This window comes from Bradyrhizobium sp. AUGA SZCCT0177 (genome assembly GCF_018130125.1).
Classification (GTDB): Bacteria; Pseudomonadota; Alphaproteobacteria; order Rhizobiales; family Xanthobacteraceae; genus Bradyrhizobium.
In genome coordinates, this window is sequence record NZ_JAFCMA010000020.1 from 1 (window position 1) to 25,225 (window position 25,225).

The window sequence follows — 25,225 nt, forward strand, 5'->3', positions numbered from 1 at the left end:
CGCCTTGTCGTCTTCGCCAATGCCGTAATCAGGTCCGGACAGCCTTGGAAAGGCGCTAACGCCTCTTGACAGCTAACACGGTAGATCCCGGCTCAAGGCCGGGACGACAGTTTCTTCCGAATTGAGTTTTGGAAAACTGCAAACACAATAACTCCGCCCCCGCGCCTTCCCGTTCGTTCAAATTGTCCGCAACTGCAACCAGCGTCCCCTCAGCGCGTTTGATCGGCGGGAGGTATCCGCCATGGCAATTTTCGGTCGAAAGTCCCGGCCCTCTCGCCGGCGAACCAACCAGCCCGCATGGATGACCATCGACGGCAGTTTTGCCGCGCGTCAATGCACGGTCATCGACATTTCGGAAGGCGGTGCGCGATTGCGGGTTGAAGACCCGCAATTCGTCAAGCCGCATTTTCATCTGAAATTTGACCGGGCCTCCCCGGGCAGGGCCTGCAAGCTCGCCTGGAAGAAGGGCGACCTGATCGGGATCAAGTTCGTTTAATTGGGCAAAGCAACAATGTAGCCCGGATGAGCGAAGCGACATCCGGGTGTCCGGCCCCTGATCCCGCATGTCGTGGAGCCTGTCATCGGGCGCGCATTCGCGCAACCCGGTGGCTCATGCGGGCTACAGCTGCGGCGACCGCCATCATTGAGTGTCATGCGGTGCAACAATCGACGCCCGCTATGGAACAAGTGTTCCCGCCAGCAGTTGCCAGCGACGAAACCAAAATCGACCTTTGATTCAAAAGCCGGGTTCGTATTTGCACCGACGCAGGCTCTCAAAGCGAAATCATTTGAGAGACTCGGGGAACAATAGGCCATGCGTGTCTTGATCCTAGCCTTGTCGATCCTGGGAATTCTTGTCTGCTCGGATGCTGCCAAGGCCGGGCCAAGCACGACCACGCGCGATCAGGCCGCATCCGTCGATGAGGCGGTCTTTACCGACGAAGCAACGCAGGAAACCGAGGATCGGATCGGCCTCGACAAGCCCAAGCGCCGCGACCTGCAGCGCCGTCTGACCCGTCTCGGCTTCGACACCAGGGCGAACGGAAAGTTCGACGCGCGGACCCGCGCCGTCATCACGCGCTGGCAGGCCGCGCGCGACTATCCCAAGACCGGTTTCCTCAACACGTTGCAGCATCAGGCACTCCTGAACGATTCCGTCTCGACGGCGAACGCCAGCATCCGCGACAACAAGTCCGGCAACGAGCGCCGCGCCCGTCGTCGCGGCGGGGGCGGCGGCGGTCCGGTTGGTGTGATCGGCGGCGTCGTGGGCGGCGTGGTCGGCGGAATTTTCGGACGCCGGTGATCCGTAAATGCTCCTTGAACCCGGCCGCCGCGACCGGCAGCGAGACGTGGGGCAGTTAGCCGCGCCCCAACACAAATCCGTCATTTGACACTTCGTCTAATTTTGTCAAATTCGTCAAATGAAGCCCCGCGACCGCATCCTCGATGCCGCCATGCTGGTGTTCCGCCGGCAGGGGTTTCGGCGCTCGTCGATCGAGCAGGCGGCGGAGGCCGCCGGCCTGACACGTCAGGCGCTCTACCATCATTTCAAGTCCAAGGAAGAACTGTTCCGCGCCGTGATCGAGCGGCTGCATGAGAACGCGCTGGCCGCCGAGATCGCGGGGGGCGAGGCCACCGAAAAGGCCGGCGGCGGTCTCGCCGACATCCTGATCGCCGAGATCACCGCGCGGATCGGGCAGTTGATCGCGCCGCTCGAGGGTTCGCCCCATATCGAAGAGCTGTTCTCCGAGCACCTGCTGCAGGCCCGCGACATCTACCAGAAATATGCCGCGCATTATGCCGCGCAGCTGACGTCCACGATCGAACGCGTCTGCCGCAAGCAACGTCTCGCGATCAAGGGCATGACCGCGTCCGACCTCGCGAGGTGCGTCGAAATGGCGTTCAACGGCACCAAGTCCGCCTATCCGGCGATGCAGCCGGCCGACGCCTTCCTGCGGGATTTCGGCATCATGGTGCGCACGCTGGTTGCCGGCGCAGTGAGCCCGTCGCCGAAGCCGCGTTCAAGAGAAACTGCAAGAAGACCTGCAACAAAACCTGTCGCAAGCAAAACCGCCCGCAAATCAGGAGATCGCAGATGAGTACGATGACGATCAACGGCCGTGTCGCACCCCTGCCCGACGACGTCGACGCCATGCTGATCGATGTGGTTAGAAGCGATCTCGATCTCACCGGCACCAAGCTCGTCTGCGGCGCCGGCGTTTGCGGCGCCTGCACCGTGCTGGTGGATGGCGCGCCGGTGGCGAGTTGCCTGATGCCGGCCCGCGCCGCCGCCGGCAAGACAGTCACCACGGTCGAGGGCATCGGCGCCGAAAAGCTGCACCCGGTGCAGAAGGCGTTCATGGTGCACGACGCGCTGCAATGCGGGTTCTGCACGCCGGGCTTCATCGTCGAGGCCGCGGCGTTTCACGACCACTGGCGCGCAACACGAGGAACGGCAACACCTTCGCGCGACGAAATCGGCGCGGCGCTGTCGGGGCATCTGTGCCGCTGCGGCGCCTATGACGGCATCTTCAGCGCGGTGGCCGCGGCCTGCAGCGGCCAGTTCGACGGCGGCGACATCGTCTCGCCGCGCGTCGAGGCGCGCGACAAGGTGACGGGTGCGGCGAAATACACCGTCGACATCCGTCATGAAGGCCAGCTCGAAGGCGTCATCCTGCGCTCAGAGATCGCGCATGGCAAAATCGCAGAGCTCGACCTCGCGCCCGCGCTGGCGCTGCCGGGTGTCGGCGCCGCGATCTCGCTGCTCGCTGAAGACCGTATCGTCCGCTTTGTCGGCCAGCCCATCGCCGCCGTCGCGGCCAGGGATCGCAAGACCGCACTGGCAGCGATTGCCGCGATCAAAATATCCAGCGAAAAGCTGCCCTCGGTGATCGGGCTCGATGAAGCCCGCAAGCCCAATGCGCCTGTGGTGTTCGAAAAGGCCGACCGCAAGAAAGCCGGCAACGTCTCCGAAGGCGCCGGTGCGCCGGCGCCGTGGAAGGCGAACATCCGCGGACCGTCAGCTGCGTTCTCGCTCAAGCCGAAGCAAGTCCGAAGCTGGGTCGAACGCGCGCGGCAGGAGAAAAATCCGTTGCTGGTCGAAGGCGTGTTCCGGACCGGCACGCAATCGCATACCTGTCTGGAGCCGCACGCCACAGTCGCGCATTTCGAAGGCGACCGGCTCACGGTGCACGCCTCGACGCAGAGCGTGTTCCATTTGATGGAGCTGATCGCCAAGCGTTACAAGCTCGACCACGACAAGGTCCGCGTCATCGCCGATCACGTCGGCGGCGGCTTTGGCTCGAAGGCCAGCCTCGGCGCGGAGACGACGATCGCGATCGATCTGGCGCGCGCCGCCAACGCGCCGGTCCGCGTCGCCTTCGATCGCCACGAAGAGCTTTCGGTGACCGGCTATCGGCCGGCGTCGGAGGTCAAGCTCGCGCTGCTGCCGTCCGAGCAAGGCGGCCTGAAAGCGCTGTCGCTCACGGCCTACGCCGACACTGGCGCCGCGATCAATTCCACCATCGCCACCCTGGCACGGCTGATCTATCCGGCTGATGGCAAGGAGCTCGCCGATTTCGACGTCATCAGCAATTTGCCGCCGGGGGCGGCGTTTCGCGGCCCCGGCGGACCGCCGATGGCGTTCGCGGTGGAGCAGGCGATCGACGAAGCCGCGCTGCGGATGAAGGTCGATCCAATCGAGCTGCGCAAACGCTGGGATACCGATCCCAACCGACGGCGGCTTTATGAATGGGCGCAAGGGCTCGACGTCTGGCGCAACCGGAAGTCACCGGCCGAGCAGACCGGCCGCTATCGCCGCGGCGTCGGCGTCGCCACCGGATACTGGCTTTATCTCTGGCAGCCCGGCTCGAAGGTCGAAGTATCGGTCAAGGGCGGCCGCCTGATCGCGAGTACGGCGATCCAGGATATCGGGACCGGCAGCCGCACCGTGATCGCCAATACGGTGGCGCGCGAATTCGGCCTCGAACCGCATGAGGTCGAGGTTCACATCGGCGATTCCAAGCTGCCGGTAGGCCCGGGCTCGGGCGGCAGCCGCACCACCGCCTCGGTGGTGCCGCCGACATTGCTCGCGATTCAAAAGCTCAAGGCCGCGATCGAGAAAAATGCAAAACGAAAGCCGGCGCCGGGCTCGAATGCGCCGTGGCGCGAATTGCTGGCGGCGTCGCCCGACCTCACCGCGTCAGGCGTGCGGCCGGAGGACAGCAGGCAGATGGCGCCGGGCGTTGAGTCGCCCCTGAAGCAGGTGGGGATTCTGGGCTGGATCTTCGGCAAGATGATGCGCTGGATGTCCAACATGGTGATCGGCGCCGGCGTACCGAGTTCGGTGCAGGTGATCGAGGTCGAAGTCGATACCTGGCTCGGCCATGTCCGCGTCCTCAACGTCCACACCGGCATCGCGGTCGGCAAGATCGCAGCGCCCGCGCTGGCGCGAAGCCAGGCGGCGGGCTCGGTCATTCAAGGCATTGGCTACGCGCTTTACGAAGCGCGCGAGATCGACGGGCGAACCGGCGATACGCTGAGTGGCGGGCTGGAGGATTACCGGATTCCAGGGATAGCCGACACGCCCGTGATCGACGTGCATTTCGACGAAGCCGGTTTCGATCACGTGCTCGGCGGTAGCGTCGGCATCGGCGAGGTCGCCACCGTGCCGACGTCACCTGCGGTCGCCAACGCGATCTACAACGCCACCGGCATCCGGCCGATGGAGTTGCCGATCCGGCCTGATCGCCTGATATCAGCCCTGAAAGGGAGGGCCGCCGCATGACATCAGCCATGACGACCGAATTCCGCGCCGCCGGCACCGACCTTTCCGAACGCCGCCGCAGCGGCGTCTCGAAGGGCCCGCTGATGGATATCGTGCCCGCGTCTGACATCTCGGGCATGAACTGGGGCGCCGACGGCACGCTGCGCATCGGCGCCTACACCACAATCGCTGCAATCGCCGCCGATCGAAGCATCGCCGCCGCCTATCCCGGCATTGCGGCGTCAGCGCTCGGCCTCGCAACGCCGCAGATCCGTCATCTGGCGACGCTCGGCGGCAACATCGCGCAGCGTTCGCGCTGCTGGTATTTTCGAAATCCGCATATCGCCTGCCTGAAGAAGGGCGGCACCGATTGTCCCGCCCGCAACGGCAATCACCTCTATCATGTCGCCTTCGATCTCGGCCCCTGCGTGGCGCCGCATCCTTCCACGATGGCGGCCGCGCTGCTCGCTTATGACGCGACCATCATCACCTACACGAGAAGCGGCCTGTCGATCCCGGACGTGCTGGGCGACGGCTCCAACGGCACCGTCGACAATTTGCTGCAGCCGGGCGAGATGATCCGGGGCATTGAACTGCCCAAGCCCCTGGAAGGCGAGCGCGCGTTCTACAAGCGCGCGATCAGCCGCTCCTATGCGGAATGGCCGCTGGTCGAAGTCTGCGCCCGCGCGGTCATCAAGGACGGCGCGTTCCAGTTCATCCGCCTCACCGCCGGCGGCATCGCGCCGGTGCCGCTGCGGCTGAAGGCGGCGGAAGGCGCCGTGCAAGGCAAGGCGGCCAATGCGTTGAACATTGAAGTGGCCGCCAAGCTTGCGACCTCAGGCGCAAAGCCGTTGCCGATGACGGGCTACAAGCTCGATCTGCTGGAAGGCGTGGTGCGCGATGTGCTGGAGAAGTTGGGCGCGTAAGCAGGCTCAGCCTTCAACAAACGGTGTCATACCCGCGCATGCGGGTATCCAGTACGCCGCGGCCATTCGGTTCTATCGCTGACGTCTCTGGAATACTGGATCGCCCGCTCCAGTGCGCAATTGCGCACAAGGCGGGCGATGACAGTGGGCCTAATGGCCGTCGAATTCGTCTTCCTCGTTGACCTTGCTTGAGTGCCGGTGCGCCCTCCTGCCGCCGAGTGAACCCGTCACGTAGGGCTCGCGCGATGAAGCGTAGGGACTGCGCCCTCCGGCCCTACCCGCGACTTGGTCGCCGGACACCGCAGCCGGCTGGCAGATCACCCGCCCGCTGGAGCGGCGCATCAGATCGACATGGATGTGGTCCTCGTGGTGACGGTTGGAGCCTGGCGCCAGCACGGTGTTGAACTGCTGGCAGGCGCTCGCCTGCACGTCGCGCAGAAAGCCCTGCTCTTCCGGCATGCCGCGCCAGCCGCCCTTCACCGTCACGCGCCGGCCATCGGCCAGCGTAAAGGAGGCGATATCGAGCGCGTTGCCAAAAGCGTGTTCGGAAATATGCGAATTCGGATTGCCGTTCATGCCGCGGCAGGAATAGGCGGAGATCTGCCTGATCTCGACCACGCGCACGCCGAACCAGCGCTGGGCGGCCGGCTGCACCGAATCGGCGAGCCAGCGGTCGAGCACCGAGACGATCGGACAGGCCAGCGTCGCGGTCGGTTTGATCGCGACTGGCCCCACCGTGTTGACGGGATCGCCCAGACCAGGTCCGAGCCGCGGAGGCGGCGCGGCGACGGGCGCCTGCGAATAGGGTGCCGGCGAGTAAGGCGCGGATGACGGGTAGCGGTCGCGCGGCGGATAAGAAGGCGCGGCCATATAAGAGCCGCCGCCGCGCGGGTCGCGCGATTGCGGCGCGCCTTCGGCCGGCAGATCGATTTCGTCGTCCTGCTGGGCCACGCCCGGCGCGGTCAGCGAGACCGGCCCGTTGGACGGCGCGCCATAGCTCGGCTGGCGCAGTGCCGTATCGGAATAGGTCTGCGACGGTGCGGCGGCAGGCGCCGGCCGGACCGGCCAGCGCGGCTGGTTGCCGATAGCGCGGGGCGGCCGCAACTCGTCGGCAAAACCGAAACTCGGGCTGCCCTCGCCGAGGGCTGCGACTTTCAGCGGAAATTGCGCGCCACAGGCGCCGGGACCGGAAATCGGGTCAATCCGGACCAGTTCGGGGGTCTCCTTGACCGCACCGGACTTCAGGCATGCGACCTCGGCCTCGGCCCGCCACGGTTCACGCTCGGCGGACTGAAACAGTCCGCGGCCGCAACCCGCCAAGGAGACAAGGACGAAGGAGCCGACGAGATACAAACGAACTCCGCGCGTCATCCGCGCACGTTCGGCGAATTTATTTAAGAAGTCTTCAACACGTTGATTTCATGAATCATTTACCATGCTTGCTGGAACCACCGGCTGTGGACAGGGCCGGGATGGACAGCAACGCTGACTTGTTTGGGCCGGGAACGCTTTGTTAGCCTGAAGCGTTATGAGCGGGCACGACGTGAACCAAGGGAGTATTCCCATGACCATGGTCAGCAGACTGAGCGTTGTAACCGCGTATCTCGCATTCGCCTTCGTCGGCGCCATTGTGATCGGCGTGTTCTAGGCTTCCGCTTCTTGAAGCCAATCGAAAACTGTTCGCCCGGTGGTCGCTCCACCGGGCATTTTCATGCGTGATGACTACGACCGCGGCTCCACAAAAGTCTGCCGCGACGACATCAGGCTTTCGTTCCCTGTCGTAATCCGGCGCCAGTTGTTGCCCGAGCAGTAGAAGCGGCCGAGCGCGCAGGCTTCGACGCGCAGCGTGTTCTGGCCTTTCATATCCATGGTGCCGTAATAGGTGTCGCCGCTGGCCTGGCTGTAGACGCTGCCGGTCCACTGCTTCTCGCTCTTCGGCTTCATGTTGATCAGGACGGCCTCGCCCTTGTCGTTGGAGGACGAATTGAGCACGTAGCCGCACAGCGCGTTGCCGCATTTGGCGATACGAACCGATCCCTTGCCTTCGGTCTGCCAGTCTCCAACAGGCGTGTCGGCATCGTCGGCGAAATCATTCGAGACACGCGAAATCTGCGGCACGGCCACCGGCGCCGGGCGCACCGGCTCGGCCGGCTTCGCAACCGGTGGTGCAGGCGGTGGCTGCGGCGGTGGCGCGGGCGGAACAGCGAGTGTTGCCGGCGGAGCGGGCGACTGCGGCGCAGGCACAATTTGCGTCGCGGCGGCGGCCGGCCTGTACACGGCCGGCGGCGGAGCGGCAACGGATTGAACCGGGGGCGGAGCTACCGCCGGTGCGGTTGGTAATGTCCTCGTTGACTCGCTGATCCTGCGATCATCGCGATAGCGATCATCGTCGTTGTAACGATCACGGTCGTCATAACGACCTCGGTCGTCATAGCGATCACGGTCATAACGACTTCGGTTACGCGAGGTGCCCGAAATCGAAACCGAGGCGCAGGAGGTCGAACGGCAATATCTGGACGCGTCGATCTGGATGCGATGGCCACCGACCACGAATGAAATCGAGTCACCCGCATACGCGGACGGACTGAGCAGCATCAGCGCGGCGAGAAAACAAAGGCGCTTCATCGGACCCTCCCCGGGTTGAGCGCACAAGCTAGGCCGCGGCCGGTTCCCCTGGATGTGATTTGAGTCACCTGGGTTCCCCGTGACCTACGTCACAGAAGGCGAACCCGGCCGGGCATAGGGTCTGCGCAAGTTCATCGCCAACCAATTCAAGCCGCCCAGGAGGCTCTCATGAAGAAGCTCTACATCCTCGCAGCCCTGCTGTTGGCCACCACCTCGGCCCATGCCGGAGGCATCTCGTTCCAGATCGAAGGCCAGCGCGTCCGCATCGAAGCGCCGCGCGGTTGTGCCTCGCTGTCCTGCATCAACATCACGGCGCCCGGCTTCAAGGGCCTCAAGTCCAACCGCTACGACGACGATGACGATGTCGCACCGGCGCCGGCGCGACCTGAATACAGCGACTCCAAGCGCTATAATGACGACAGGCGCTATAATGGCGATGATTACGCACCGGCCGCCGGCAAGCCCCGTTACAAGAACGACCAGGCCAAGCGTTACAGCGACGACGACTACGCGGCAGCGCCTCCAAGGCAGGACCGCCCTCCGGCCCCGGCTCCTGATCAGGCGGCGGCACCTGCCCCCGCTCCGGCCCCGACGACCTACGCCGCCGCGCCTCCGCAAGCCGACGTCGCACCACCGGCGCCCCCTCCGGCTGCCGAGCCGGCCCCAGCCAGGTACTCAGCGCCTGCTCCGGCTCCGGTTGACGCTGGCCCCGCGTCCGATGCGAACTCGCCGATCGGCGTCTGGGCCACCGAAGAGAACAAGGGCAATGTCCGCATCGAGCAGTGCGGCGACAATCTCTGCGGCTATGCCGTCAAGACCGGCGAAAAGATCCTGATCAACATGAAACCGCAGGGCTCGAAGTGGGCCGGCCGGATCAACGATCCCGACAGCGGCCGCAAGTACGACTCGACGATGTCGATGAAGAGCAACGGCTCCCTCCGCGTGCAGGGCTGCGCCTTCGGCGGCATGTTCTGCGGCGGCCAGACCTGGAAGCGCGTGAGCTGATATTTCTTCGAGCTGGACGTGCAAGGGCCTCGTGACACGTCACGGGGCCCTTTTCGCGTTTCCATTCGTTAACGACTCCTTACTCGCGATAGACGACGAAACAATTCTCCGCGCGACGAAACCGTTCTGGTCCCGCGACGAAGAAATCCCGAAACCAAGCCCGCGTAGTTCTCTTGCCCAACGAGGCGCCACCCGGCGCGCAACTCGGGCGCACCACTCACCAAACCTGCAAGAGGGACACACCATGGCTTTCGCACGCTCCACCATCCGTAACTGCCAATTGCTGATCGCGGCCACGCTTGCGTTCGGAATGCTGACGACCGTTTCGCAGGCCCATACGCAAGAGCAGGAGCAGATGTGCGCCGGCGACGCGATGCGGCTGTGCGGAGCGGAAATTCCCGATGTTGATCGCATCACCGCCTGCATGATCCGGCAGCGCGCGTCGCTGAGCGACGGTTGCAAGGCCGTGTTCCGTTACGAGCCCCCGGCCGCGACACCCGTCAGCTACGCGCCGTCGGCCAAGCCGTCGAAGCCGCTGAACCTGACCCCGCACAAGCGCGGCTGATCAACACTCTATGTAAGATAAGAAAGCGCCATGCCCGGGGATGCCGGACGTGGCGCTTGTCCGTTTTGCCTGACCATGACAACAAGGCGGAAACGTTCATCCCGCATTCAGCCCGGCAGCGCTGAAATCGCGGCGCCGCTCCTCGCCCTCGTCTCTCCCTGTTCCCGGAACTCCCCTTGATGCCGCGCCGGTTGCGATTCGCGCTTCTGCTGTTGGTTTGCGGCACGCTGTTTGGCGCGACGAACGGTTTCGCTGGCCCCTCCGTCACAGCAAGATCGGCGCAAGCCGCACCCGCGCAGCCTGCGGCGCCGGCGCAGGCTGCGCCCGATCCGGCGGCTCCCGCGGCCGACGCACAACAGGCCGCGGAAGAGCCGATCGGCAATGTCGCGACCGTGACCGGCAGCGCCAGCGTTATCCGCAACAACGAGACCACACCGCTCAAGGTCAAGGACGACATCTATTTGAACGACGTCGTGCAGACCGGCGCAAAGTCCTCGCTCGGCATCACCTTCAGCGACGCCACCACCTTTAACCTCAAGGCGAATTCGCAGATCACCATCGACAGCTATGTCTATGAGGATGGCGGCAAGCAAAATGCCGGCGTATTCGACGTCGCCAAGGGCACGGTTGCCTTCGTCGCCGCCGCCGTCGCCAAGACCGGCGACATGAAAATCACCACGCCGACCGCGACGCTGGGCATTCGCGGCACCACCGGCCTCGTCGAGGTGCCGGAAGGTGCGGCCGCCAACAGCCCGAACAACGTCGCCATCAAACTCTATCCCGACGCCGACGGCAGGGTTGGACGCATCGAGGTCAACGACCGCGCCGGCGCGCGGCTGGGTTTCCTCAACCAGGGTTCCAGCGGCTTTACGATAAGTCCCGGCGCGGGCGGCATGCGCTTTGCCGCGGTGCCGCTGACGATTTCGCCGCAGCAGGTGCTGCGCGATCAGGGCTTTGTGCGCCAGGTGCACTCGACGCAAAATCTCGGCCGCCGCGTTTTCAACGAGCAGCGCGATTTCCGCCGCGCCAACCCCGGCTTCAATCGTGGCAACGCTCCGCGCCGTGGGCCGCAGCAAAACGGATTGCCGGGACAGAACCGCACCGGCCAACAACCGGGCTTACAGAATCGTCCCGGGCAACAACGATTGCAGAACCGGCCGGGCCAGCCGCAACAGCTGCAGCAACCAGGCTCGCCTAACCGGCAGGGTCGGTCGTTGCAGCGGCCGGGATCGACGCAGCCGGGTACGCCACGGGAGACCGCCTTGCCGCCGCGACCCGGTCAGCCGCAACAACCGGTGACGGCGGGACGACCGGGCGTCCAACAAGGCGCGCCCTCGCAAGCTGGTGGGCCGCAGCGCTTCCAGCAGCCCGGCGGTCAACAACAGGGCGTTCAGCAACCGGGCTTCCGGCAAGGCTCACGGCCCGGCGGTTTGCAGGCTGCGCCCGGTGTGCTGCGGCAAGGCTTGCCGGCTCGACCCGCTCCGGGTCGGGCGCCGCCGCCAAGGGGAAGCAAGCTGCCGAAGGATGCGCGGTAAGCTCCGTCTGAAGGACGGCGTCGCTTCCGCTCGCCTATGCCCCGGCCATCCACGTCGTACTTGTCGAGGCACTGCAAAGACGTGGATGCCCGGCACAAGGCCGGGCATGACGAGAGATTGCGGATCACGCTGCGCGCCGAAACCAGTCCCGCATCTTCTGCATGAGGCTGCGCCGATCCCGGAATTCACTAACCGTTTCGACACGCGCAGGCTCAGGCACACGAGCAACCGACGTACCTATCTGCGCGACCCTCCCCGCAGCCATCGCGATCGGCCCGACATTTTCCAGAAACGCCCGCTCATAGCCGCGCGACAGCCGCTCGACCGCATCCGCCAGCGGCAGCCACTCCACCGCCTTCACGTCGCGCATCAGTTTACGGACCGGCTCGGCGCCTGCCTCCATCCGCCAGAAGTGCACGACCTTGGAGCCGCCGCGGGATTCGTAGACCAGCGTGCCGAGAAACTCGTGCACGGCGACATCGTGCCCGGTCTCTTCATTGACTTCGCGCTCGGCCGCAGCCCGCGGCGTCTCGCCGCGATCGAGCTTGCCCTTCGGCAGGACCCATTCGTTGCGCTTGCGCAGGCGCACGATCGCGACCAGCGGCGTCGCCGCCTGCCGCAACACAATGCCTCCCGCCGCCAGCACAGGCGCTCGCGCCATCGCCATCCTCTCCGATCGTCGTTGGAATGCTCCACACATAGAGAATTTCACGCGGCGATGCTACAGTCCGTGTTCTTCAGGCCAGAGACGCCGCATGCAAGACAGAACCGCCAGAACCGTCGGTGCGCTGTTCATCAGGCCAGATGGCAGCGTCCTTCTTGGCTTGCGCGCGCCCTCGAAAAAGGTTTGGCCAAGCCATTGGGACACAATCGGCGGACATGTCGAGGACGGCGAGAGCCTCGATGATGCCGTGATCCGTGAGGTTCAGGAAGAGACAGGCGTGACGCCAACCCGGTTTCGGCTGATTGCGACGGTCCGGGAACGGCAGCCCGAACGCTATGGCGATGCGCTGCATCACATCTACGCCGTGACCGCCTGGCAAGGCGGCGAGCCCGCCAACATCTGCGACGAACATACCGAGCTGCGATGGTTCAGCATCGGCGAAATGCGCGGGCTCGCGAACATCGTGGATGCCGACTATCCCTCCCTTGCCGAGCTCGGCTTAGCAGGAGGCGCCCGCGCCTGACGGCCGGCACGCAGCAAAAGAAAAGCCGCCTCACGGCGGCTTCTGTGATTTTGATTTACTGAGCACGCCGCTGAGTCGTTTCGGCGCTGACAACGCAGTCAGCCCTTACGTGCCATTGTTGTAAGCCCTTCCCCGATTGACTTCAGGGCTTCGGAAAACGCGCTGCCGAACATGGCGCCACCGGAAACGGCCTCAAGCTCACCATCTTTCAAGACCCGCTCGTCCAATGTGCGCTGGTTTCCATTGATCGACTTGCTGGTCTGCGTCATGGCACTGCTCCCTTGTTTGTTGCGGAGGTGTTAGCGGAGCCAAGATAATCGCACGATGTGTAGCGGCGCCTCGGTGATCCAGCTCACAGTCGCGGCAGTGCCTTGCGGAACACCACAATCATCCCTTTGGCTTCCGCAGCAACGCCTCACCGGCACGAACGCGCGCACCCTCGGCTACATTGTCGGCGAACTCAAAATGCTCCGGCGCCAGCACGATGATGGTCGAGCCGTGCTCGAACCAGCCAAGCTCATCGCCCTTGCGCATGCTGGCGGCGCACGGGAAATCCACCGGCCCCCTGCTCTGCGCGTTGAGAGTCACATCGAGGAAGTGCAGGCGGATGCTGGCGACCAGGATCGCGGCGACCGGCACCAGCGTCAGCGCTTCGCCGGACGCAAGCCGCGTCTCCAGCACCGCGCGCTCGTTCTTGCAGAACAGCCGCTCCACCCTTTTCAACGCAATGGGATTGACGTTCCAGACGTCGCCATGGATGAACCTCACCCGCTCGATCGTGGCGTCATAGGGCGCGTGGAAGCGGTGATACATGCTCGAGGTCAGCCGCAGCGTGAGGTAACGGCCGTTGCGGTGACGCTCCACCAAAGCGGGATCGCCGAGCAGATCCAGCAGCGAATACGGCGCGCCCTTGATCTGGAACAGTCTTGTGTCCTCGATCCGGCCGAAGGCGCCGATGATGCCGTCGGAGGGACTGGCGACAACGTTCGGATCCGGGTCGGCGGGGCGCAGGCCCGGGCGCAGCTCGCGGGTGAAGCAATCGTGCAGGCTCTTGAACTCGGTCTTCTTCGCCTCCGATAGGTCGAGATCGGAGAACAGCCGCCAGCAGGCGATCGAGGCGTCCCGCACCAGCGGGTTCTCGATCTTGCTGAACCAGCCCATGAAACGGGTGATGGCCGCCCGGGGAAACCGGTTGGTCAGCAGGAAATTGAGGTCTTCCTGCTGGGTAAAGGCCGAAATCAGGCCTTTGACTGTCATGAATCTGTTAGCAGGATTAGCTAGCGCTGGTGGCATGGATTCGCCCCTTTCGATTCTGTCGCTGTCCGCCGTTGCGATTGCCGGCGCCGCGGTGACCTTCCCAAAATTGCAGGCGCGGCTGGCGCTGTCGCGCGCCAAACACCGCTCGCTGACCGGACATTCCAAGATGTCCAAGATGGTCGCGCGGCTGGTGCCGCATTACGAATTCGATATCGGCGAGTTCTTCTGTTCCGACGGCGCGCCGGCCGATGTCGCGAAGCAACGCCAGGACGGCTTCTTCCGGCTCGCCGGTGTCTATCAGGATCGTTACGCCAAGGGCCGGCAGATGACCGCCGAGGCGGCCGAGCACATTTCCGACCTGCAATTCACCGAAGCCTACCGGGTGCCGTTCCAGTACAGCCGCCTGGTGCGCGAGCATCTTTCCACCAGCGCCTTCGTGGCGTCGTCGGCCGGCGTCACCGTCACCGATGTCGACGGCAATGTTTCCTACGACCTGACCGGCTCGTACGGCGTCAACATTTTCGGCAACGACTTCTACAAGGACTGCATCACCGAGTCGGAAAAGCGCGCGCATGCGCTCGGACCGGTGCTCGGCCCCTATCACCCCGTCATCACCGACAACGTCAAGCGTCTCTGCGAGATTTCCGGCCTCGACGAAGTCTCGTTCCACATGTCCGGCACCGAAGCCGTGATGCAGGCGGTCCGGCTGGCGCGCTACCACACCAAACGCACGCATCTGGTTCGCTTTGCCGGCGCCTATCACGGCTGGTGGGGCGACGTGCAGCCCGGCGTCGGCAATCCCGTGTCGCCGCACGAGACCTATACGCTCGCCGACATGTCGGAGCGGACGCTGCATGTTTTGAACACGCGCCGCGACATCGCCTGCGTGCTGGTCAATCCGCTGCAGGCGCTGCACCCGAACGCCAACGCGCCCGGCGATTCCGCGCTGGTCGACAGTTCGCGGTCCGGCAATTTCGATCGCGCCGCCTACACCGCATGGCTGAAGAAGCTGCGCGAGGTCTGCACCGAACGCGGCATCGTGCTGATCTTCGACGAGGTCTTTGTCGGCTTCCGCCTCGCCGCCGGCGGCGCGCAGGAATATTTCGGCGTCCGCGCCGACATGGTGACCTATGGCAAGAGCCTGGCCGGTGGACTTCCGGTCGGCGTGGTCTGCGGCGCTAAGGATTTGATGCGGCGTTTTCGCGACGATCGCCCGGCCGACGTCTGCTTTGCCCGCGGCACCTTCAATTCGCATCCCTACGTCATGACCGCGATGGACGAATTCCTCGGCCGGCTCGCCAGCCCGAATTTCAACTCGGTCTATAGCGGGCTCGACGAGACCTGGAACGCGCGCGCCAAGACGCTCAACGACCGGCTCGCCGCGCAGGACCTTCCGGTGCGCGTCAGCAATCTGTCGTCGATCTGGATGGTGCATTATACCGAGCCGTCCCGTTACAACTGGATGCTGCAATACTATCTGCGCGCCGAGGGGCTGGCGCTGAGCTGGGTCGGCACAGGCCGGCTGATCTTCAGCCTGAACTATACCGATGACGACTTTGCCGCAGTCGCCGACCGCTTCGTCGCCGCCACCGAGAAAATGAAGCGCGACGGCTGGTGGTGGCATGATGCAGGCCTCACCAACAAGAACATCAAGCGGCAGATCCTGAAAGAGATGTTCACGCGAAAGTGGATGCGGTAACTCCGCTCTCTCATTTCTCGTCATGGCCGGGCTTGTCCCGGCCATCCACGTCTTCCTTTGTCTGTCGCCAAGACGTGGATGCCCGGCACGAGGCCGGGCATGACGCGCATTTGATAGATTCAAGATCAACGATCAGGCGTGCTTGACGTGCTTCTCGAGGCCCGGGTCGATCAGTTCGCCCTTCATCAGGGCGATCGGCGCCTTGTAGTAGAGCTTGAGGTCGCTGAACGGGTCGGTCACGATCTTGGTCATCCAGACGAGGCCGGTCTCGACGTCGCGGATGAAGAACAGGTGGATGGTGCGGAACAGAAGCCCGCCGATACCGATCGCCAGCCAGATCTTGGCGACCTGACGCATGAAGTCCGCCGTCGTCTCCCACGGCGCGAACATGCCGAACAGGGTCGGATCGACATACAGCACCAGCGGCGACAGTGCCCAGATCACCATCAGCACGACCTTGCGCTGAAGATTGTAGCCGACCTTGATATCTTCCTTGTGCTCGTGGGTGGCGTGGTTGACGTGGTCATAGCCCTTCGGCTCGAAGAAGAAGTGACCGGCCTGGCGCGACGTCATCGAGACCAGCCAGCCGACCAGCGCCGATACCATCGGATCGATGAACAGCATGACATAGGCGAACAGGAAGCTCATGGCGCTGACGAAGTGCAGCGACTGGTTGATGCGGCTGTGGTGATAGTAGCGATGGTCGTCCCAGCGCTGGGTTCGCAGTTCCTGCATGAAGTTCTTGATCATGATCTCCCCCAAAATTCTTTCGGGTTAAGGATTAACGGGATTCGATGTCCGGCGTATGACATCATCTAAATGTCATATGAAGTTTCGCGACGCCGCATTGACGCAGCGCCGCTACGGTACGTTACGCTGCCTTCGCGACGTCGACTTTCCGGAAACGCACCAGCGAGAAGTGACCGAGCGGCGGCACCAGGCGGCGCTCCGCCAACTCCATGCCGCGCGCGCCGGCCAGCCACTGCGCGTAGCGCGACCATGCGAACTCGGCGGTGCGGAAGCCGAGCGGGCGAACCACCGGCTGCAGGCGCTGCTCGATGAAGCGGCGCACGCCGGCGTCCGCACTGACGCGGGTCAGGATGATGAGTTCACCGCCGGGCCGCAGCACGCGGGCGAATTCGTCGAGCGCCGCTTCCGGGTTCGGCACGGCCGTGACGACGTACTGCGCCATCACGACGTCGAAGGAGTTGTCGGGGAATTCGAGCTTCTCGGCGTCCATGACAGCCAGGCCCTCGACGTTCTTCAGCTTGAGCTCGTCGACGCGCTTCTTCGCTTTCTGCAGCATCGCTTCCGAAATGTCGGTACCGAAGATGCGTAAGTGGGCTGCGTATTGCGGCAGCGAGATGCCGGTGCCGACACCGACCTCGAGCACCCGGCCGCCGATCTTGTTGGTCGCCTGAATGGCCGCCTTGCGGCCCTTGCTGAACACGCCGCCGAACACGAGGTCGTATACCGGCGCCCAGCGGTCGTAGGCCTGCTCGACCGTCTCGCGGTCGAAGTCCAACGCCCTGGTGCCGTCAAGCTTGATGATGTCTGCCATGGTCTGCCTTCTCGTCTCTCTTCAAGTAGATTGAACTAACCCTGTACGGCGCTGGTGCCGGGGATGCGGCGCGCCGGCAGCGTGGCGCGGCTGGGCTGCAGCGCGGCCAGATTGCCGATGAATTGACGGGCGCTGTTTTCCCAGGAACGCCCGAGCGCAAAGTTCCGGCAGGCCTCGCGCGACATCGTCAGCGCGCGCAGGCAGGCGCTGCGCAGATCCCCGTCCAGCGCGCCGATCGGATGATCGGCGATGACGTCCAAGGGCCCGGTGACCGGAAACGCCGCAACCGGCGTGCCGCAGGCGAGCGCTTCCAGCTGCACCACGCCAAAGGTGTCGGTGAGGCTCGGAAACACAAAGACATCGGCGGCGGCGAGATGCGACCTGAGATCCTCGCCCTTCTTCTCACCGAGGAAGACGGCGTGTGGATATTTCTGCGCCAGCTGCGCCCGCTGCGGCCCGTCGCCGACCACGACTTTCGTTCCCGGCAGATCGAGCGCGAGAAACGCCTCGAGATTCTTTTCAACGGCAACGCGGCCCATGGTCATGAAGATCGGCCGCGGCAGGTCGATCGTGGCCGGACTTTCAGGCGAGAACAAATCGGTGTCGACGCCGCGGGTCCAGAAGCCAAGCTTGCGAAAGCCGCGCTCGCTCAGCTCCTGCCGCAATGAGGCGGTCGCGACCATCGTGGTCGACGCCGCCGCATGAAAATGCCGCAGCAAAGCGTAGCCGACGCTGGCCGGGATCATGGTGCGGACCGCGACATATTCCGGGAAGCGCGTGGTGTAGGACGTGGTGAACGCGAGCTTGTGGCGGCGGCAATAGCCGCGCACCGCCCAGCCGATCGGGCCTTCGGTCGCGATATGTATAGCCTCGGGCGCCGCCGCCTCGATCCGGCGCGCGATCTCGCGGCGGTTCGGCAGCGCGATGCGCAAGCCGGGATAGGTGGGAACGCCGACGGACGGAAATCCGTCGGGGGTCAGGAAGCTGATCTCGGCGTCAAGCTTGGACGCACTGCGCGCCAGCGAGGTTAACGTCCGGACCACACCATTCACCTGCGGATGCCAGGCGTCGGTTGCTATCAATACCCGCATGTCGGGACCCCGGGGTTATCCATGATTCTCACTTCCCGACGTTGGTTCATGGATATTTCAAGCGTATGACGTCATCGATCTGTAAGGATGTTTTTCCCGTCGCCCCGGCGCTTTTTCGTGTAACGTGACAGTACGATGTCAAACCCGAACGCAAATTCCGCTCCATCCCGCCCGCGTCGGAAGCGAAAGAACTATGCGCTGCTGGTCCTCGCCGCCGGAATTTTCGTTTTCGGCGCCGCCGCCGCCACGCTTTATTATCTGTTGCAGCCGACCACCTTGCGGATCGCGGTTGGCCCTCCCGGAAGCGACGATCAGAAACTGATCCAGCTGATGGCGCAGACCTTCGCGCGCGATCACAGCTCGGTTCGGCTGTCGCTCGTTTCGACCCCGGGCGCGGCCGAGAGCATCGCGCTGTTCAATACCGGCAAGGCCGACCTTGCGGTGGCGCGCGGCGATCTGAACCTGCCGACCAACGCCGAGTCGGTCGCCATCCTGCGCAAGAACGTCGTCGTGCTGTGGGCGCCGTCAGGCCTTGCGCCGAAGGGTTCGAAGAAAACGCCGGTGGCCAAGATCAAGAGCCTCGACGAACTCGCCGGACATCGCGTCGGCGTCGTCGGACGAACGGAGGCCAACGTCAAGCTGCTGCGCACGATCCTGACCGAGGCCGGTATCAAGGTCGACAAGGTGACGATCACCCAGTTCGGCGTCAATCAGCTCGCCGAGATGGCGCGCGACCAGGCCGTCGACGCGTTCATGACGGTCGGCCCGCTCAACAGCAAGATCACTGTCGACGCGATCAACGCCACCGTAGCGGTCCGGGGCGAACCAAAATTTCTCCCGATCGAGGTGTCGGAGACGATTGCGAAGAAGCACCCGGTCTATGAAGCCGAGGAAATTCCCGGCAGCATCTTCGCTTCATCGCCGGCGCGCCCCGAAGACAAGATCGATACCGTCAGCGTCAACCATTTGATCATCGCGCCGAAGACGCTGTCCGACACCGCGGTCGGCGCGCTCGCCCGCCAGATCTTTACCCACCGCCAGCAGCTCGCGCGCGAATTGCCGAGCGCCGCGCAAATCGAGAAGCCCGACACCGACAAGGACGCCGCCTTGCCGGCGCATCAGGGCGCCGCCGCCTATATCGACGGCAACGAGCGCACGTTCCTCGAAAGAAATACCGACTATCTCTGGTTCGCGATCATGGTGTTCTCGGGCATCGGCTCGGCATGGGCATGGCTGCAGCATTACTGGAAGCGGGAAGAGCGCGAGCAATATTCCGAGCATCGCGACAATCTGCTCGACCTGATTTCGAAGGCGCGCATGGCTGAAACGCCCGAAGAATTGTCCGAGATGCAGGGCACGGCGGATGCGCTGTTGCGCGAGGCGCTCGACTGTCACGAGGACGGTGCGATCGAGGACGGGGATTTGGCCGCGATCGGTCTGGCGCTCGAACAATTCCACCATGCGGTGGCGGACCGCCGCGCCATGATCGGCACGGCCGAACCCGACATGCAGCGGCTGCGGGCGCTGCAGAGCTGAGCAAGAACGGCGGCTTTTTCTCCATTTTCTTAATGCTTTGCGCACGAACTGCGCCCCGCTGCCATCCCCAAAGCTTGCGACGAAGCCGTCCTGAAACAATTCCCTAACGCGACGAAACCATTTTGGCGGCATTGTGCAAATGTCCTGAAACGGTTGGCCTGTACTGGTTTGCCTCAACGACGCGCTGGAACTGGCGCGACAGGGCGCAAACTGAAGGGGACGACCGATGTTCAACTCATTCAAACTGAATACCCGCCTCGCCGCCGCCGCTTTCGGCGCAATCGCGATCGGCGCTACCGCATTTTCCGCACCCGCCGCCGCAGCCCCGCTGCCGCTGTTTCCCTTCTTCATGGCGCCCCCGGTCGAAGCCGCTCCGCCGCCGGTGGCGGTTGCTCCCTCGCAGGACGAAGAGCGCTTCGAGCTGCCCGCCCGCCTGCGCCGCCAGGTCGTGAACTACAACACCCGCGAAGCTCCCGGCACCATCATCATCGACACCCCCAACACCTATCTCTATCTGGTGATGGGCAACGGCCAGGCGATGCGCTACGGCATCGGCATAGGCCGCGACGGCTTCACTTGGTCCGGCACCCAGACGATCACCAAGAAGGCGGAATGGCCGGCATGGACGCCGCCCCCGGAAATGATCGCCCGCCAGCCCTACCTGCCGCGCCACATGACCGGTGGCCCGGGTAACCCGCTTGGCGCGCGCGCGATGTATCTCGGCGGCACCATCTATCGCATCCACGGCACCAATGCTCCGGAGACGATCGGCACCCGCGTTTCCTCCGGTTGCCTGCGCCTCACCAATGAAGACGTCAGCGACCTCTACTCGCGGGTCAGCGTCGGCACCAAGGTGATCGTGCTGCCAATGACGGATCGCCGCGCCGACCTCGGCCGCACCATCCGCTAAGACCCAATCTTCGAAATCCAAAAACGGCTCCGGCGTTCGCCGGGGCCGTTTTTGCGTTGCGGAGTTCGCTACCGCCAGTCCGATCCTCCAAAAACATCTTCGCGCACGGCCGAAGTGCGATATGTTCCTTGAGAATTCGGCAATAAAAAGCAACGTGCCGTCGGCTGGCAGCACCAGGAATGCCGGCTGTGTTCAGCGGTCAAAAAAGGCGGAATGACGCCGCCGTCGATTGTAGGGAGGATTCATGAAGCTTCAGCGCCGTCGATTTTTGAATCTGGCAGCGGGTGCTGCCGCGTTCCCGGCCGCTTCGCGGATGGCGCGGGCGCAGACCTATCCGTCGCGGCCGGTTCGGATCATTGCCGGGTTCGCTGCCGGCGGCATCGTCGACATCCTGGCGCGCATCATTGGCCAGGCCTTGTCGGAGCGCCTCGGGCAACAATTCATCGTCGAGAACCGTCTGGGCGCCGGCAGCAACATCGCCACCGAAGCCGTGGTTCGCGCGTCTCCCGATGGCCATACGCTGCTCCTGATCAGCGTCGGGAACGCAATCAGCCCGGCGCTTTATAACAATCTCAATTTCAATTTCATCCGCGACATCGCGCCGGTCGCGGCCATCATGCGTGTGCCGAACGTCATGGAGGTGACCCCTTCACTTCCGGTCAAGACCGTTCCCGAGTTTATCGCCTATGCGAAGGCCAATCCCGGCAGCATCAGCTATGGGTCGGCCGGCGTCGGAACCTCCGTCCATGTCTGCGCCGAATTGTTCAAGCAGATGACCGGCATCGACATGGTTCATGTACCTTATCGCGGCATGCCGGGCGCACTGACCGACTTGATGAGCGGCCGAATACAGATGCTGTTCGATAACATTTCCAACTCGATCGAACACATCAGGGCCGGCAGACTGCGGGCATTGGCGGTCACAACCGCAACACGCTGGCATGGCTTGCCGGATACCCCGACGGTAGGCGACAGCGTACCGGGCTTTGAGGCGAGTGCGTTTTTCGGCGTTGGCGCCCCGAAGGAAACGCCGGCCGAAATTGTTGCCCTGCTCAACAAGGAAATCAACGCGATCCTCGCCAGCCCTGTGGCAAGGGCGCGGCTTACCGATCTTGGCGGCACGATGCTTTCAGGCTCGTCTGCCGACTTCGGCACGTTCATCGCCGATGAAACCGAGAAGTGGGGCAAGGTGATCCGCACGGCAAACATCAAGGCGGAATGACTCAGTCGGCACTTCGCCGGCGATTCCATAAGCCCGATATGGCCGCGGCGCGTTGGCGATTTTCAACGCGCGCTTCTTCCTACGTTGGACCGAACATTCGACGCGAGCAGGGGTCGTCGGCTTCGATTTAGGATTGAACCGAACGCTCTCAGGCCAAGCGCTCTTCCGCATGACGCGTGATTGATGTAGGCTGACCGACAGCCGCAAGCGGGCAGTGCCGAAGGCCCGTTGGAGTGCTAGCGGTATTTTGCCCACGGCGGGCTTGCAATGTTCATCTCACGTTTTGGGGGGCCGATCCGTTTTCAATGGAGTCGGCAGGGAGGCGTGCGCCTCGTTGATCAAACACACCCAACAGGAGAACATCATGCATTTTTGTATGACAGCACAATACACGCCTCAGGCTCTCAACAAAATCATGGAAAATCCCAAGACCAATCGCCATGAAGCGGCGAAAAAGCTGATCGAAGCAGCTGGTGGCAAATTACTCTCGATGTATAGCACCGCTGCCGATGGTCCCGGCGTTCTGGTAATCTTCGATGTACCTGACCCCAATGCAGCACCGGCCATTTCAGGCACGGTGGTGGCATCCGGTGCCATCCACAATGTACACCTGACTCGTTTGTGGACGCAGGATGAAATCATGCTGGTTCGCCAAAAGGCGGTCCAGCTTCGTGCCTCATACACGCCGCCCGGCGGCTAGTCCCCAGGGTGGATTGAGCCCAACGGGCGCGCGCAAAGCGCGGCCCGTTGGGTGCCACTCGTAACTCCATCCTGCGCCGACGACGAACGATCGTCGTCCGAGATCGATGTGCGGAGATTTTGATGAGGATGATCGCGCGGAGGCTTCGCGTTGCCTTGGCGAGGCCGGACGCCAGCGAGCCGTCGCCCAATCCAGCCTCACGGACAGGATCAACCTCAGCGTTGCTGAGGCCTTCGTCAACGTCGGCTCGCTGACTTCATTGAATCTACACATCCGTCGCTGCCCACGCAATTTGCATGTGGGCGCTTTTTTCTCGGCGCCTCGATTTCTTCGGCTAGGCAATCCGCCAACCCTCGCCCGGTCCGATCAAGCAATCGCAATTATTAGTGAGCGCCGCAAATCGCATGGCGTCTGCCGCCATCGTGCCGTTAATCCGCCATCTCGCCAAGCCTTGTTGCCTTGTCCGCACGCCGCTACGGCGTGCCCGGTGTTAACGGATTAACGTGATGAGTTCCGGCCCACTCTGGCGCCCCCCTCGCCGCCCCTGTAAGAGAAGTAATTCAATCGGTCCGGGGGGACGATGCGTCTGCCGATGCATTCCAAAACGATCCTGATCGGGGTCGCGGTAATCGCGGTCTCGTTTCTGATCAGCCTGAAAGCTATGGATTGGCTGGCGCCGAGCGGCACGGTTAAGCCGCCGGTGCTTGTCGAATTGCCGCCGCTCGCTCCCGCCCCGCGCAGCTCCACCGTGATGGCGCCGATCGCGGTGGCGCTGACGGCGATCCGCGACGCCGCCGATCGCGGTTCGCCGCGCGCCTTCAACGGCAAGGCGGAAAATCCCATCTCGCAGATCCTGCAGAACGCCGATATCGGCTGGACCGCCTCGCGCGGCCCGATCGCCGCGACCGGCGGGCAGGACCTGCTGACGCTGACGACGCCGCTGACCGGGACGCTTAACGTCACCGGTTCGCTGTCGGCAAAGGCAACGGGGGCGGTTGGCGACGCGCTCGGCGGCCTGCTCGGCGGCAACGTCGCCAAACAGATCGGCAGCGTGAACATCAAGAACCTCAACGCGTCAGCCGAGATCAAGGGCAATGTCGTCATCACCGCGCGGCCGAAGATCGCCGCCGCCTGGCGCATCGAGCCCAATCTCGCCGCGCAGGTGAATCTGGGCGACACCAGCGTTACAATGGCCGGTGCCCGCATCAACGTGCCGGCCCAGGTCAAGCCGCTGATCGACAAGACGGTCGCCGATCAGATCAACCTGGTGCAGGCGCGGATGCGTAACGATCCCGCGTTTGAAAACAACGCGAAGGTGCAATGGGCCAAGGCCTGTCGCTCGATCCCGCTGCAGGGCACCGGCACCAGCTCTTCTCTGCCGGCGCTGTGGCTGGAGCTGCGGCCGACAAGGGCGATCGCGGCCCAACCGCGCGTCGACGCGCAGGCGCTGATACTGACGCTAGGCATCGAGGCGGAGACCCGCATTACCCCGGTCGAGACCAAGCCCAGTTGCCCGTTCCCCGCCACCATCTCGATCGTGCCGCCGACGCCGGGCCGGGTTGCCATCGGCGTCCCCGTCGACATGCCCTTCACCGACATCAACAAGATCGTCGAGGCGCAGTTCGCCGGAAAGACCTTTCCCGAGGACGGTTCGGGTTCAGTCGACGTCACCGTGAAGCGCGCCACGGTGGCGGCATCCGGCAATCGCCTGCTGATTTCGCTGTTGGTGAACGCCAAGGAGAAGAAGAGTTTCTTCGGCTTCGGCGGCGAGGCCAATGTTCATATCTGGGGCAAGCCGGTGCTCGATCAGACACAGCAGACCCTGCGGTTGACCGATGTCGAACTCGCGGTCGAGTCGGAAGCGGCGTTCGGCCTGCTCGGCGCCGCGGCGCGCGCGGCGATGCCACATCTGCAGAAGGCGCTGGCGGACAAGGCCACCGTCGACCTCAAGCCGTTCGCCAGTAATGCGCAGAAAAAGATCGCCGCCGTGATCGCGGACTTCCAGAAGAACGAGGACGGCATTCGCGTCGCCGCCGAGATCACCAAGCTGAGATTGGCCGACATCGCCTTCGATTCGAAAACGCTGCGCGTGATCGCGGAAGCCGAAGGCGCCATCAATGTGTTTGTGACCACGCTGCCGGGATTGTGAGAGAACAGCTTTATCCGTCGTCATGCCCGGCCTTGTGCCGGGCATCCACGTCTTGACTTCCATCAAGCAAGAAAAAGGCGTGGATGGCCGGGCATAGGCTAGCGGAAGCGACGCCGTCCTTCGGACAGCTATGCCCGGCCATGACGGTGGTGGGTACCCGCGTATATCAACCTTCGAATTTGAACGAGACTTTCACCTTGGCGCGGTAGGCTTCGACCTTGCCTTTGGCGTCCAGTTGCAGATCGAGTTGCACGATTTCGGCGACGCGAAGATCGCGCAAGGACTTTCCGGCCCTCGCGACGGCCGCGGTCGCGGCCTTTTCCCAGGAGTCCTTGCTGGTACCGATCAGCTCAATCACCTTGTAGACGCTCTCAGCCATGTCGTCCTCCCGTTGATGTTACAGGCAGGACTTAAGGTGCTCCTGCCGCGCCTCAGCCTAACATCGGGATTTCAGACCTGATAGGATGCGGTGCAGCAATTGCACGCAGAGCG

The 25,225-nt window shown here is 63.8% G+C and carries 24 protein-coding genes; 15 read left to right on the top strand and 9 right to left on the bottom strand.

Annotated features, from left to right (window positions below):
* Positions 1-241 precede the first annotated feature (241 nt).
* The 5 genes from JQ597_RS22735 (at position 242) to JQ597_RS22755 (ending at position 5,691) form a co-directional block, all read left to right on the top strand.
* The gene (locus JQ597_RS22735) at positions 242-496 is read left to right on the top strand and encodes a PilZ domain-containing protein (RefSeq protein WP_212266684.1); all 255 of its coding nucleotides are present in this window, start codon (positions 242-244) and stop codon (positions 494-496) included.
* 318 nt (positions 497-814) lie between these two features.
* Positions 815-1,303 (top strand): peptidoglycan-binding domain-containing protein, encoded by a 489-nt coding sequence (locus tag JQ597_RS22740; protein WP_212266686.1) that lies wholly within the window; start codon positions 815-817, stop codon positions 1,301-1,303.
* Positions 1,304-1,421: 118 nt separating this feature from the next.
* Positions 1,422-2,099: a TetR/AcrR family transcriptional regulator gene (locus JQ597_RS22745; protein ID WP_212266688.1), complete on the top strand. Its 678-nt coding sequence runs from the start codon at positions 1,422-1,424 to the stop codon at positions 2,097-2,099.
* Positions 2,096-4,786, top strand: a complete 2,691-nt coding sequence (locus JQ597_RS22750; protein WP_212266690.1) for a molybdopterin-dependent oxidoreductase — start codon at positions 2,096-2,098, stop codon at positions 4,784-4,786. Before JQ597_RS22745 ends, JQ597_RS22750 begins: the two co-directional genes overlap by 4 nt.
* Positions 4,783-5,691, top strand: a complete 909-nt coding sequence (locus JQ597_RS22755) for an FAD binding domain-containing protein (RefSeq protein WP_212266693.1) — start codon at positions 4,783-4,785, stop codon at positions 5,689-5,691. The genes JQ597_RS22750 and JQ597_RS22755 overlap by 4 nt, the downstream gene beginning before the upstream one ends.
* A gap of 150 nt (positions 5,692-5,841) precedes the next feature.
* Here JQ597_RS22755 and JQ597_RS22760 read toward each other — a convergent pair whose 3' ends face one another.
* The gene (locus tag JQ597_RS22760) at positions 5,842-7,062 is read right to left on the bottom strand and encodes an extensin-like domain-containing protein (protein WP_212266696.1); all 1,221 of its coding nucleotides are present in this window, start codon (positions 7,060-7,062) and stop codon (positions 5,842-5,844) included.
* Between the two features lie 351 nt (positions 7,063-7,413).
* Positions 7,414-8,316, bottom strand: a complete 903-nt coding sequence (locus JQ597_RS22765; RefSeq protein WP_212266699.1) for a DUF2147 domain-containing protein — start codon at positions 8,314-8,316, stop codon at positions 7,414-7,416.
* Between the two features lie 168 nt (positions 8,317-8,484).
* On the opposite strand from JQ597_RS22765, the gene JQ597_RS22770 reads away from it, so the two are divergent.
* The 3 genes from JQ597_RS22770 to JQ597_RS22780 all read left to right on the top strand — a co-directional run bounded on the left by JQ597_RS22770 (position 8,485) and on the right by JQ597_RS22780 (position 11,421).
* Entirely contained in the window at positions 8,485-9,321 is an 837-nt protein-coding gene (locus JQ597_RS22770) for a DUF2147 domain-containing protein (protein ID WP_212266701.1), read from the top strand.
* Between the two features lie 244 nt (positions 9,322-9,565).
* Positions 9,566-9,886 carry a hypothetical protein gene (locus JQ597_RS22775; RefSeq protein ID WP_249148120.1) on the top strand — a complete coding sequence of 107 codons (321 nt, stop codon included), beginning with the start codon at positions 9,566-9,568 and terminating at the stop codon, positions 9,884-9,886.
* A 179-nt stretch (positions 9,887-10,065) separates the two neighbouring features.
* Positions 10,066-11,421: a FecR family protein gene (locus JQ597_RS22780; RefSeq protein WP_212266703.1), complete on the top strand. Its 1,356-nt coding sequence runs from the start codon at positions 10,066-10,068 to the stop codon at positions 11,419-11,421.
* A 124-nt stretch (positions 11,422-11,545) separates the two neighbouring features.
* On the opposite strand, the gene JQ597_RS22785 is transcribed toward JQ597_RS22780, so the two are convergent.
* Positions 11,546-12,082, bottom strand: a complete 537-nt coding sequence (locus tag JQ597_RS22785; protein ID WP_212266705.1) for an NUDIX hydrolase — start codon at positions 12,080-12,082, stop codon at positions 11,546-11,548.
* Positions 12,083-12,176: 94 nt separating this feature from the next.
* Between JQ597_RS22785 and JQ597_RS22790 the strand changes: the two genes are divergently transcribed.
* A complete protein-coding gene (locus JQ597_RS22790) occupies positions 12,177-12,608 on the top strand; it encodes an NUDIX hydrolase (RefSeq protein WP_212266707.1) in 432 nt (143 codons plus the stop codon).
* A 98-nt stretch (positions 12,609-12,706) separates the two neighbouring features.
* On the opposite strand, the gene JQ597_RS22795 is transcribed toward JQ597_RS22790, so the two are convergent.
* Both JQ597_RS22795 and asd read right to left on the bottom strand, forming a co-directional pair.
* A complete protein-coding gene (locus tag JQ597_RS22795) occupies positions 12,707-12,877 on the bottom strand; it encodes a hypothetical protein (RefSeq protein ID WP_212266709.1) in 171 nt (56 codons plus the stop codon).
* Positions 12,878-12,995: 118 nt separating this feature from the next.
* Positions 12,996-13,865 carry an archaetidylserine decarboxylase gene (gene asd / locus JQ597_RS22800; RefSeq protein WP_212266711.1) on the bottom strand — a complete coding sequence of 290 codons (870 nt, stop codon included), beginning with the start codon at positions 13,863-13,865 and terminating at the stop codon, positions 12,996-12,998.
* Between the two features lie 34 nt (positions 13,866-13,899).
* Here asd and JQ597_RS22805 point away from each other — a divergent pair, with 34 nt between their 5' ends.
* Entirely contained in the window at positions 13,900-15,564 is a 1,665-nt protein-coding gene (locus JQ597_RS22805) for an aminotransferase class III-fold pyridoxal phosphate-dependent enzyme (RefSeq protein ID WP_212266714.1), read from the top strand.
* Between the two features lie 132 nt (positions 15,565-15,696).
* Here the strand turns inward: JQ597_RS22805 and JQ597_RS22810 are convergent, their stop codons facing one another.
* The 3 genes from JQ597_RS22810 to JQ597_RS22820 form a co-directional block, all read right to left on the bottom strand.
* On the bottom strand, positions 15,697-16,314 hold the full coding sequence (locus JQ597_RS22810) for a hypothetical protein (protein ID WP_212266717.1): 618 nt from the start codon (positions 16,312-16,314) through the stop codon (positions 15,697-15,699).
* 121 nt (positions 16,315-16,435) lie between these two features.
* Positions 16,436-17,125 carry a class I SAM-dependent methyltransferase gene (locus tag JQ597_RS22815; RefSeq protein WP_192738113.1) on the bottom strand — a complete coding sequence of 230 codons (690 nt, stop codon included), beginning with the start codon at positions 17,123-17,125 and terminating at the stop codon, positions 16,436-16,438.
* A 35-nt stretch (positions 17,126-17,160) separates the two neighbouring features.
* A complete protein-coding gene (locus tag JQ597_RS22820; RefSeq protein ID WP_212266719.1) occupies positions 17,161-18,216 on the bottom strand; it encodes a glycosyltransferase family 4 protein in 1,056 nt (351 codons plus the stop codon).
* 135 nt (positions 18,217-18,351) lie between these two features.
* Between JQ597_RS22820 and JQ597_RS22825 the strand changes: the two genes are divergently transcribed.
* From JQ597_RS22825 to JQ597_RS22845, 5 genes are all read left to right on the top strand, one after another.
* Complete coding sequence (locus tag JQ597_RS22825) at positions 18,352-19,752, top strand: TAXI family TRAP transporter solute-binding subunit (RefSeq protein WP_212266722.1); 1,401 nt, start codon at positions 18,352-18,354, stop codon at positions 19,750-19,752.
* Between the two features lie 226 nt (positions 19,753-19,978).
* The gene (locus tag JQ597_RS22830; protein WP_212266724.1) at positions 19,979-20,662 is read left to right on the top strand and encodes a L,D-transpeptidase; all 684 of its coding nucleotides are present in this window, start codon (positions 19,979-19,981) and stop codon (positions 20,660-20,662) included.
* 244 nt (positions 20,663-20,906) lie between these two features.
* Positions 20,907-21,884 carry a Bug family tripartite tricarboxylate transporter substrate binding protein gene (locus tag JQ597_RS22835; RefSeq protein ID WP_212266726.1) on the top strand — a complete coding sequence of 326 codons (978 nt, stop codon included), beginning with the start codon at positions 20,907-20,909 and terminating at the stop codon, positions 21,882-21,884.
* Between the two features lie 334 nt (positions 21,885-22,218).
* Positions 22,219-22,584 (top strand): GYD domain-containing protein, encoded by a 366-nt coding sequence (locus JQ597_RS22840; protein WP_249132819.1) that lies wholly within the window; start codon positions 22,219-22,221, stop codon positions 22,582-22,584.
* 580 nt (positions 22,585-23,164) lie between these two features.
* Positions 23,165-24,733 carry a DUF4403 family protein gene (locus JQ597_RS22845; protein WP_212266728.1) on the top strand — a complete coding sequence of 523 codons (1,569 nt, stop codon included), beginning with the start codon at positions 23,165-23,167 and terminating at the stop codon, positions 24,731-24,733.
* Between the two features lie 166 nt (positions 24,734-24,899).
* Here JQ597_RS22845 and JQ597_RS22850 read toward each other — a convergent pair whose 3' ends face one another.
* Positions 24,900-25,112 carry a dodecin family protein gene (locus tag JQ597_RS22850; protein WP_212266730.1) on the bottom strand — a complete coding sequence of 71 codons (213 nt, stop codon included), beginning with the start codon at positions 25,110-25,112 and terminating at the stop codon, positions 24,900-24,902.
* Positions 25,113-25,225: the final 113 nt, after the last annotated feature.

What these genes read in the sequence shown, in the direction of transcription:
- JQ597_RS22735 (WP_212266684.1), top strand. Translation starts at nt 242, where the DNA reads ATGGCAATTTTCGGTCGAAAGTCCCGGCCCTCTCGCCGGCGAACCAAC.
- JQ597_RS22740 (WP_212266686.1), top strand. Translation starts at nt 815, where the DNA reads ATGCGTGTCTTGATCCTAGCCTTGTCGATCCTGGGAATTCTTGTCTGC.
- JQ597_RS22745 (WP_212266688.1), top strand. Translation starts at nt 1,422, where the DNA reads ATGAAGCCCCGCGACCGCATCCTCGATGCCGCCATGCTGGTGTTCCGC.
- JQ597_RS22750 (WP_212266690.1), top strand. Translation starts at nt 2,096, where the DNA reads ATGAGTACGATGACGATCAACGGCCGTGTCGCACCCCTGCCCGACGAC.
- JQ597_RS22755 (WP_212266693.1), top strand. Translation starts at nt 4,783, where the DNA reads ATGACATCAGCCATGACGACCGAATTCCGCGCCGCCGGCACCGACCTT.
- JQ597_RS22760 (WP_212266696.1), bottom strand. Translation starts at nt 7,062, where the DNA reads ATGACGCGCGGAGTTCGTTTGTATCTCGTCGGCTCCTTCGTCCTTGTC.
- JQ597_RS22765 (WP_212266699.1), bottom strand. Translation starts at nt 8,316, where the DNA reads ATGAAGCGCCTTTGTTTTCTCGCCGCGCTGATGCTGCTCAGTCCGTCC.
- JQ597_RS22770 (WP_212266701.1), top strand. Translation starts at nt 8,485, where the DNA reads ATGAAGAAGCTCTACATCCTCGCAGCCCTGCTGTTGGCCACCACCTCG.
- JQ597_RS22775 (WP_249148120.1), top strand. Translation starts at nt 9,566, where the DNA reads ATGGCTTTCGCACGCTCCACCATCCGTAACTGCCAATTGCTGATCGCG.
- JQ597_RS22780 (WP_212266703.1), top strand. Translation starts at nt 10,066, where the DNA reads ATGCCGCGCCGGTTGCGATTCGCGCTTCTGCTGTTGGTTTGCGGCACG.
- JQ597_RS22785 (WP_212266705.1), bottom strand. Translation starts at nt 12,082, where the DNA reads ATGGCGCGAGCGCCTGTGCTGGCGGCGGGAGGCATTGTGTTGCGGCAG.
- JQ597_RS22790 (WP_212266707.1), top strand. Translation starts at nt 12,177, where the DNA reads ATGCAAGACAGAACCGCCAGAACCGTCGGTGCGCTGTTCATCAGGCCA.
- JQ597_RS22795 (WP_212266709.1), bottom strand. Translation starts at nt 12,877, where the DNA reads ATGACGCAGACCAGCAAGTCGATCAATGGAAACCAGCGCACATTGGAC.
- asd (WP_212266711.1), bottom strand. Translation starts at nt 13,865, where the DNA reads ATGACAGTCAAAGGCCTGATTTCGGCCTTTACCCAGCAGGAAGACCTC.
- JQ597_RS22805 (WP_212266714.1), top strand. Translation starts at nt 13,900, where the DNA reads ATGGATTCGCCCCTTTCGATTCTGTCGCTGTCCGCCGTTGCGATTGCC.
- JQ597_RS22810 (WP_212266717.1), bottom strand. Translation starts at nt 16,314, where the DNA reads ATGATCAAGAACTTCATGCAGGAACTGCGAACCCAGCGCTGGGACGAC.
- JQ597_RS22815 (WP_192738113.1), bottom strand. Translation starts at nt 17,125, where the DNA reads ATGGCAGACATCATCAAGCTTGACGGCACCAGGGCGTTGGACTTCGAC.
- JQ597_RS22820 (WP_212266719.1), bottom strand. Translation starts at nt 18,216, where the DNA reads ATGCGGGTATTGATAGCAACCGACGCCTGGCATCCGCAGGTGAATGGT.
- JQ597_RS22825 (WP_212266722.1), top strand. Translation starts at nt 18,352, where the DNA reads ATGTCAAACCCGAACGCAAATTCCGCTCCATCCCGCCCGCGTCGGAAG.
- JQ597_RS22830 (WP_212266724.1), top strand. Translation starts at nt 19,979, where the DNA reads ATGTTCAACTCATTCAAACTGAATACCCGCCTCGCCGCCGCCGCTTTC.
- JQ597_RS22835 (WP_212266726.1), top strand. Translation starts at nt 20,907, where the DNA reads ATGAAGCTTCAGCGCCGTCGATTTTTGAATCTGGCAGCGGGTGCTGCC.
- JQ597_RS22845 (WP_212266728.1), top strand. Translation starts at nt 23,165, where the DNA reads ATGCGTCTGCCGATGCATTCCAAAACGATCCTGATCGGGGTCGCGGTA.
- JQ597_RS22850 (WP_212266730.1), bottom strand. Translation starts at nt 25,112, where the DNA reads ATGGCTGAGAGCGTCTACAAGGTGATTGAGCTGATCGGTACCAGCAAG.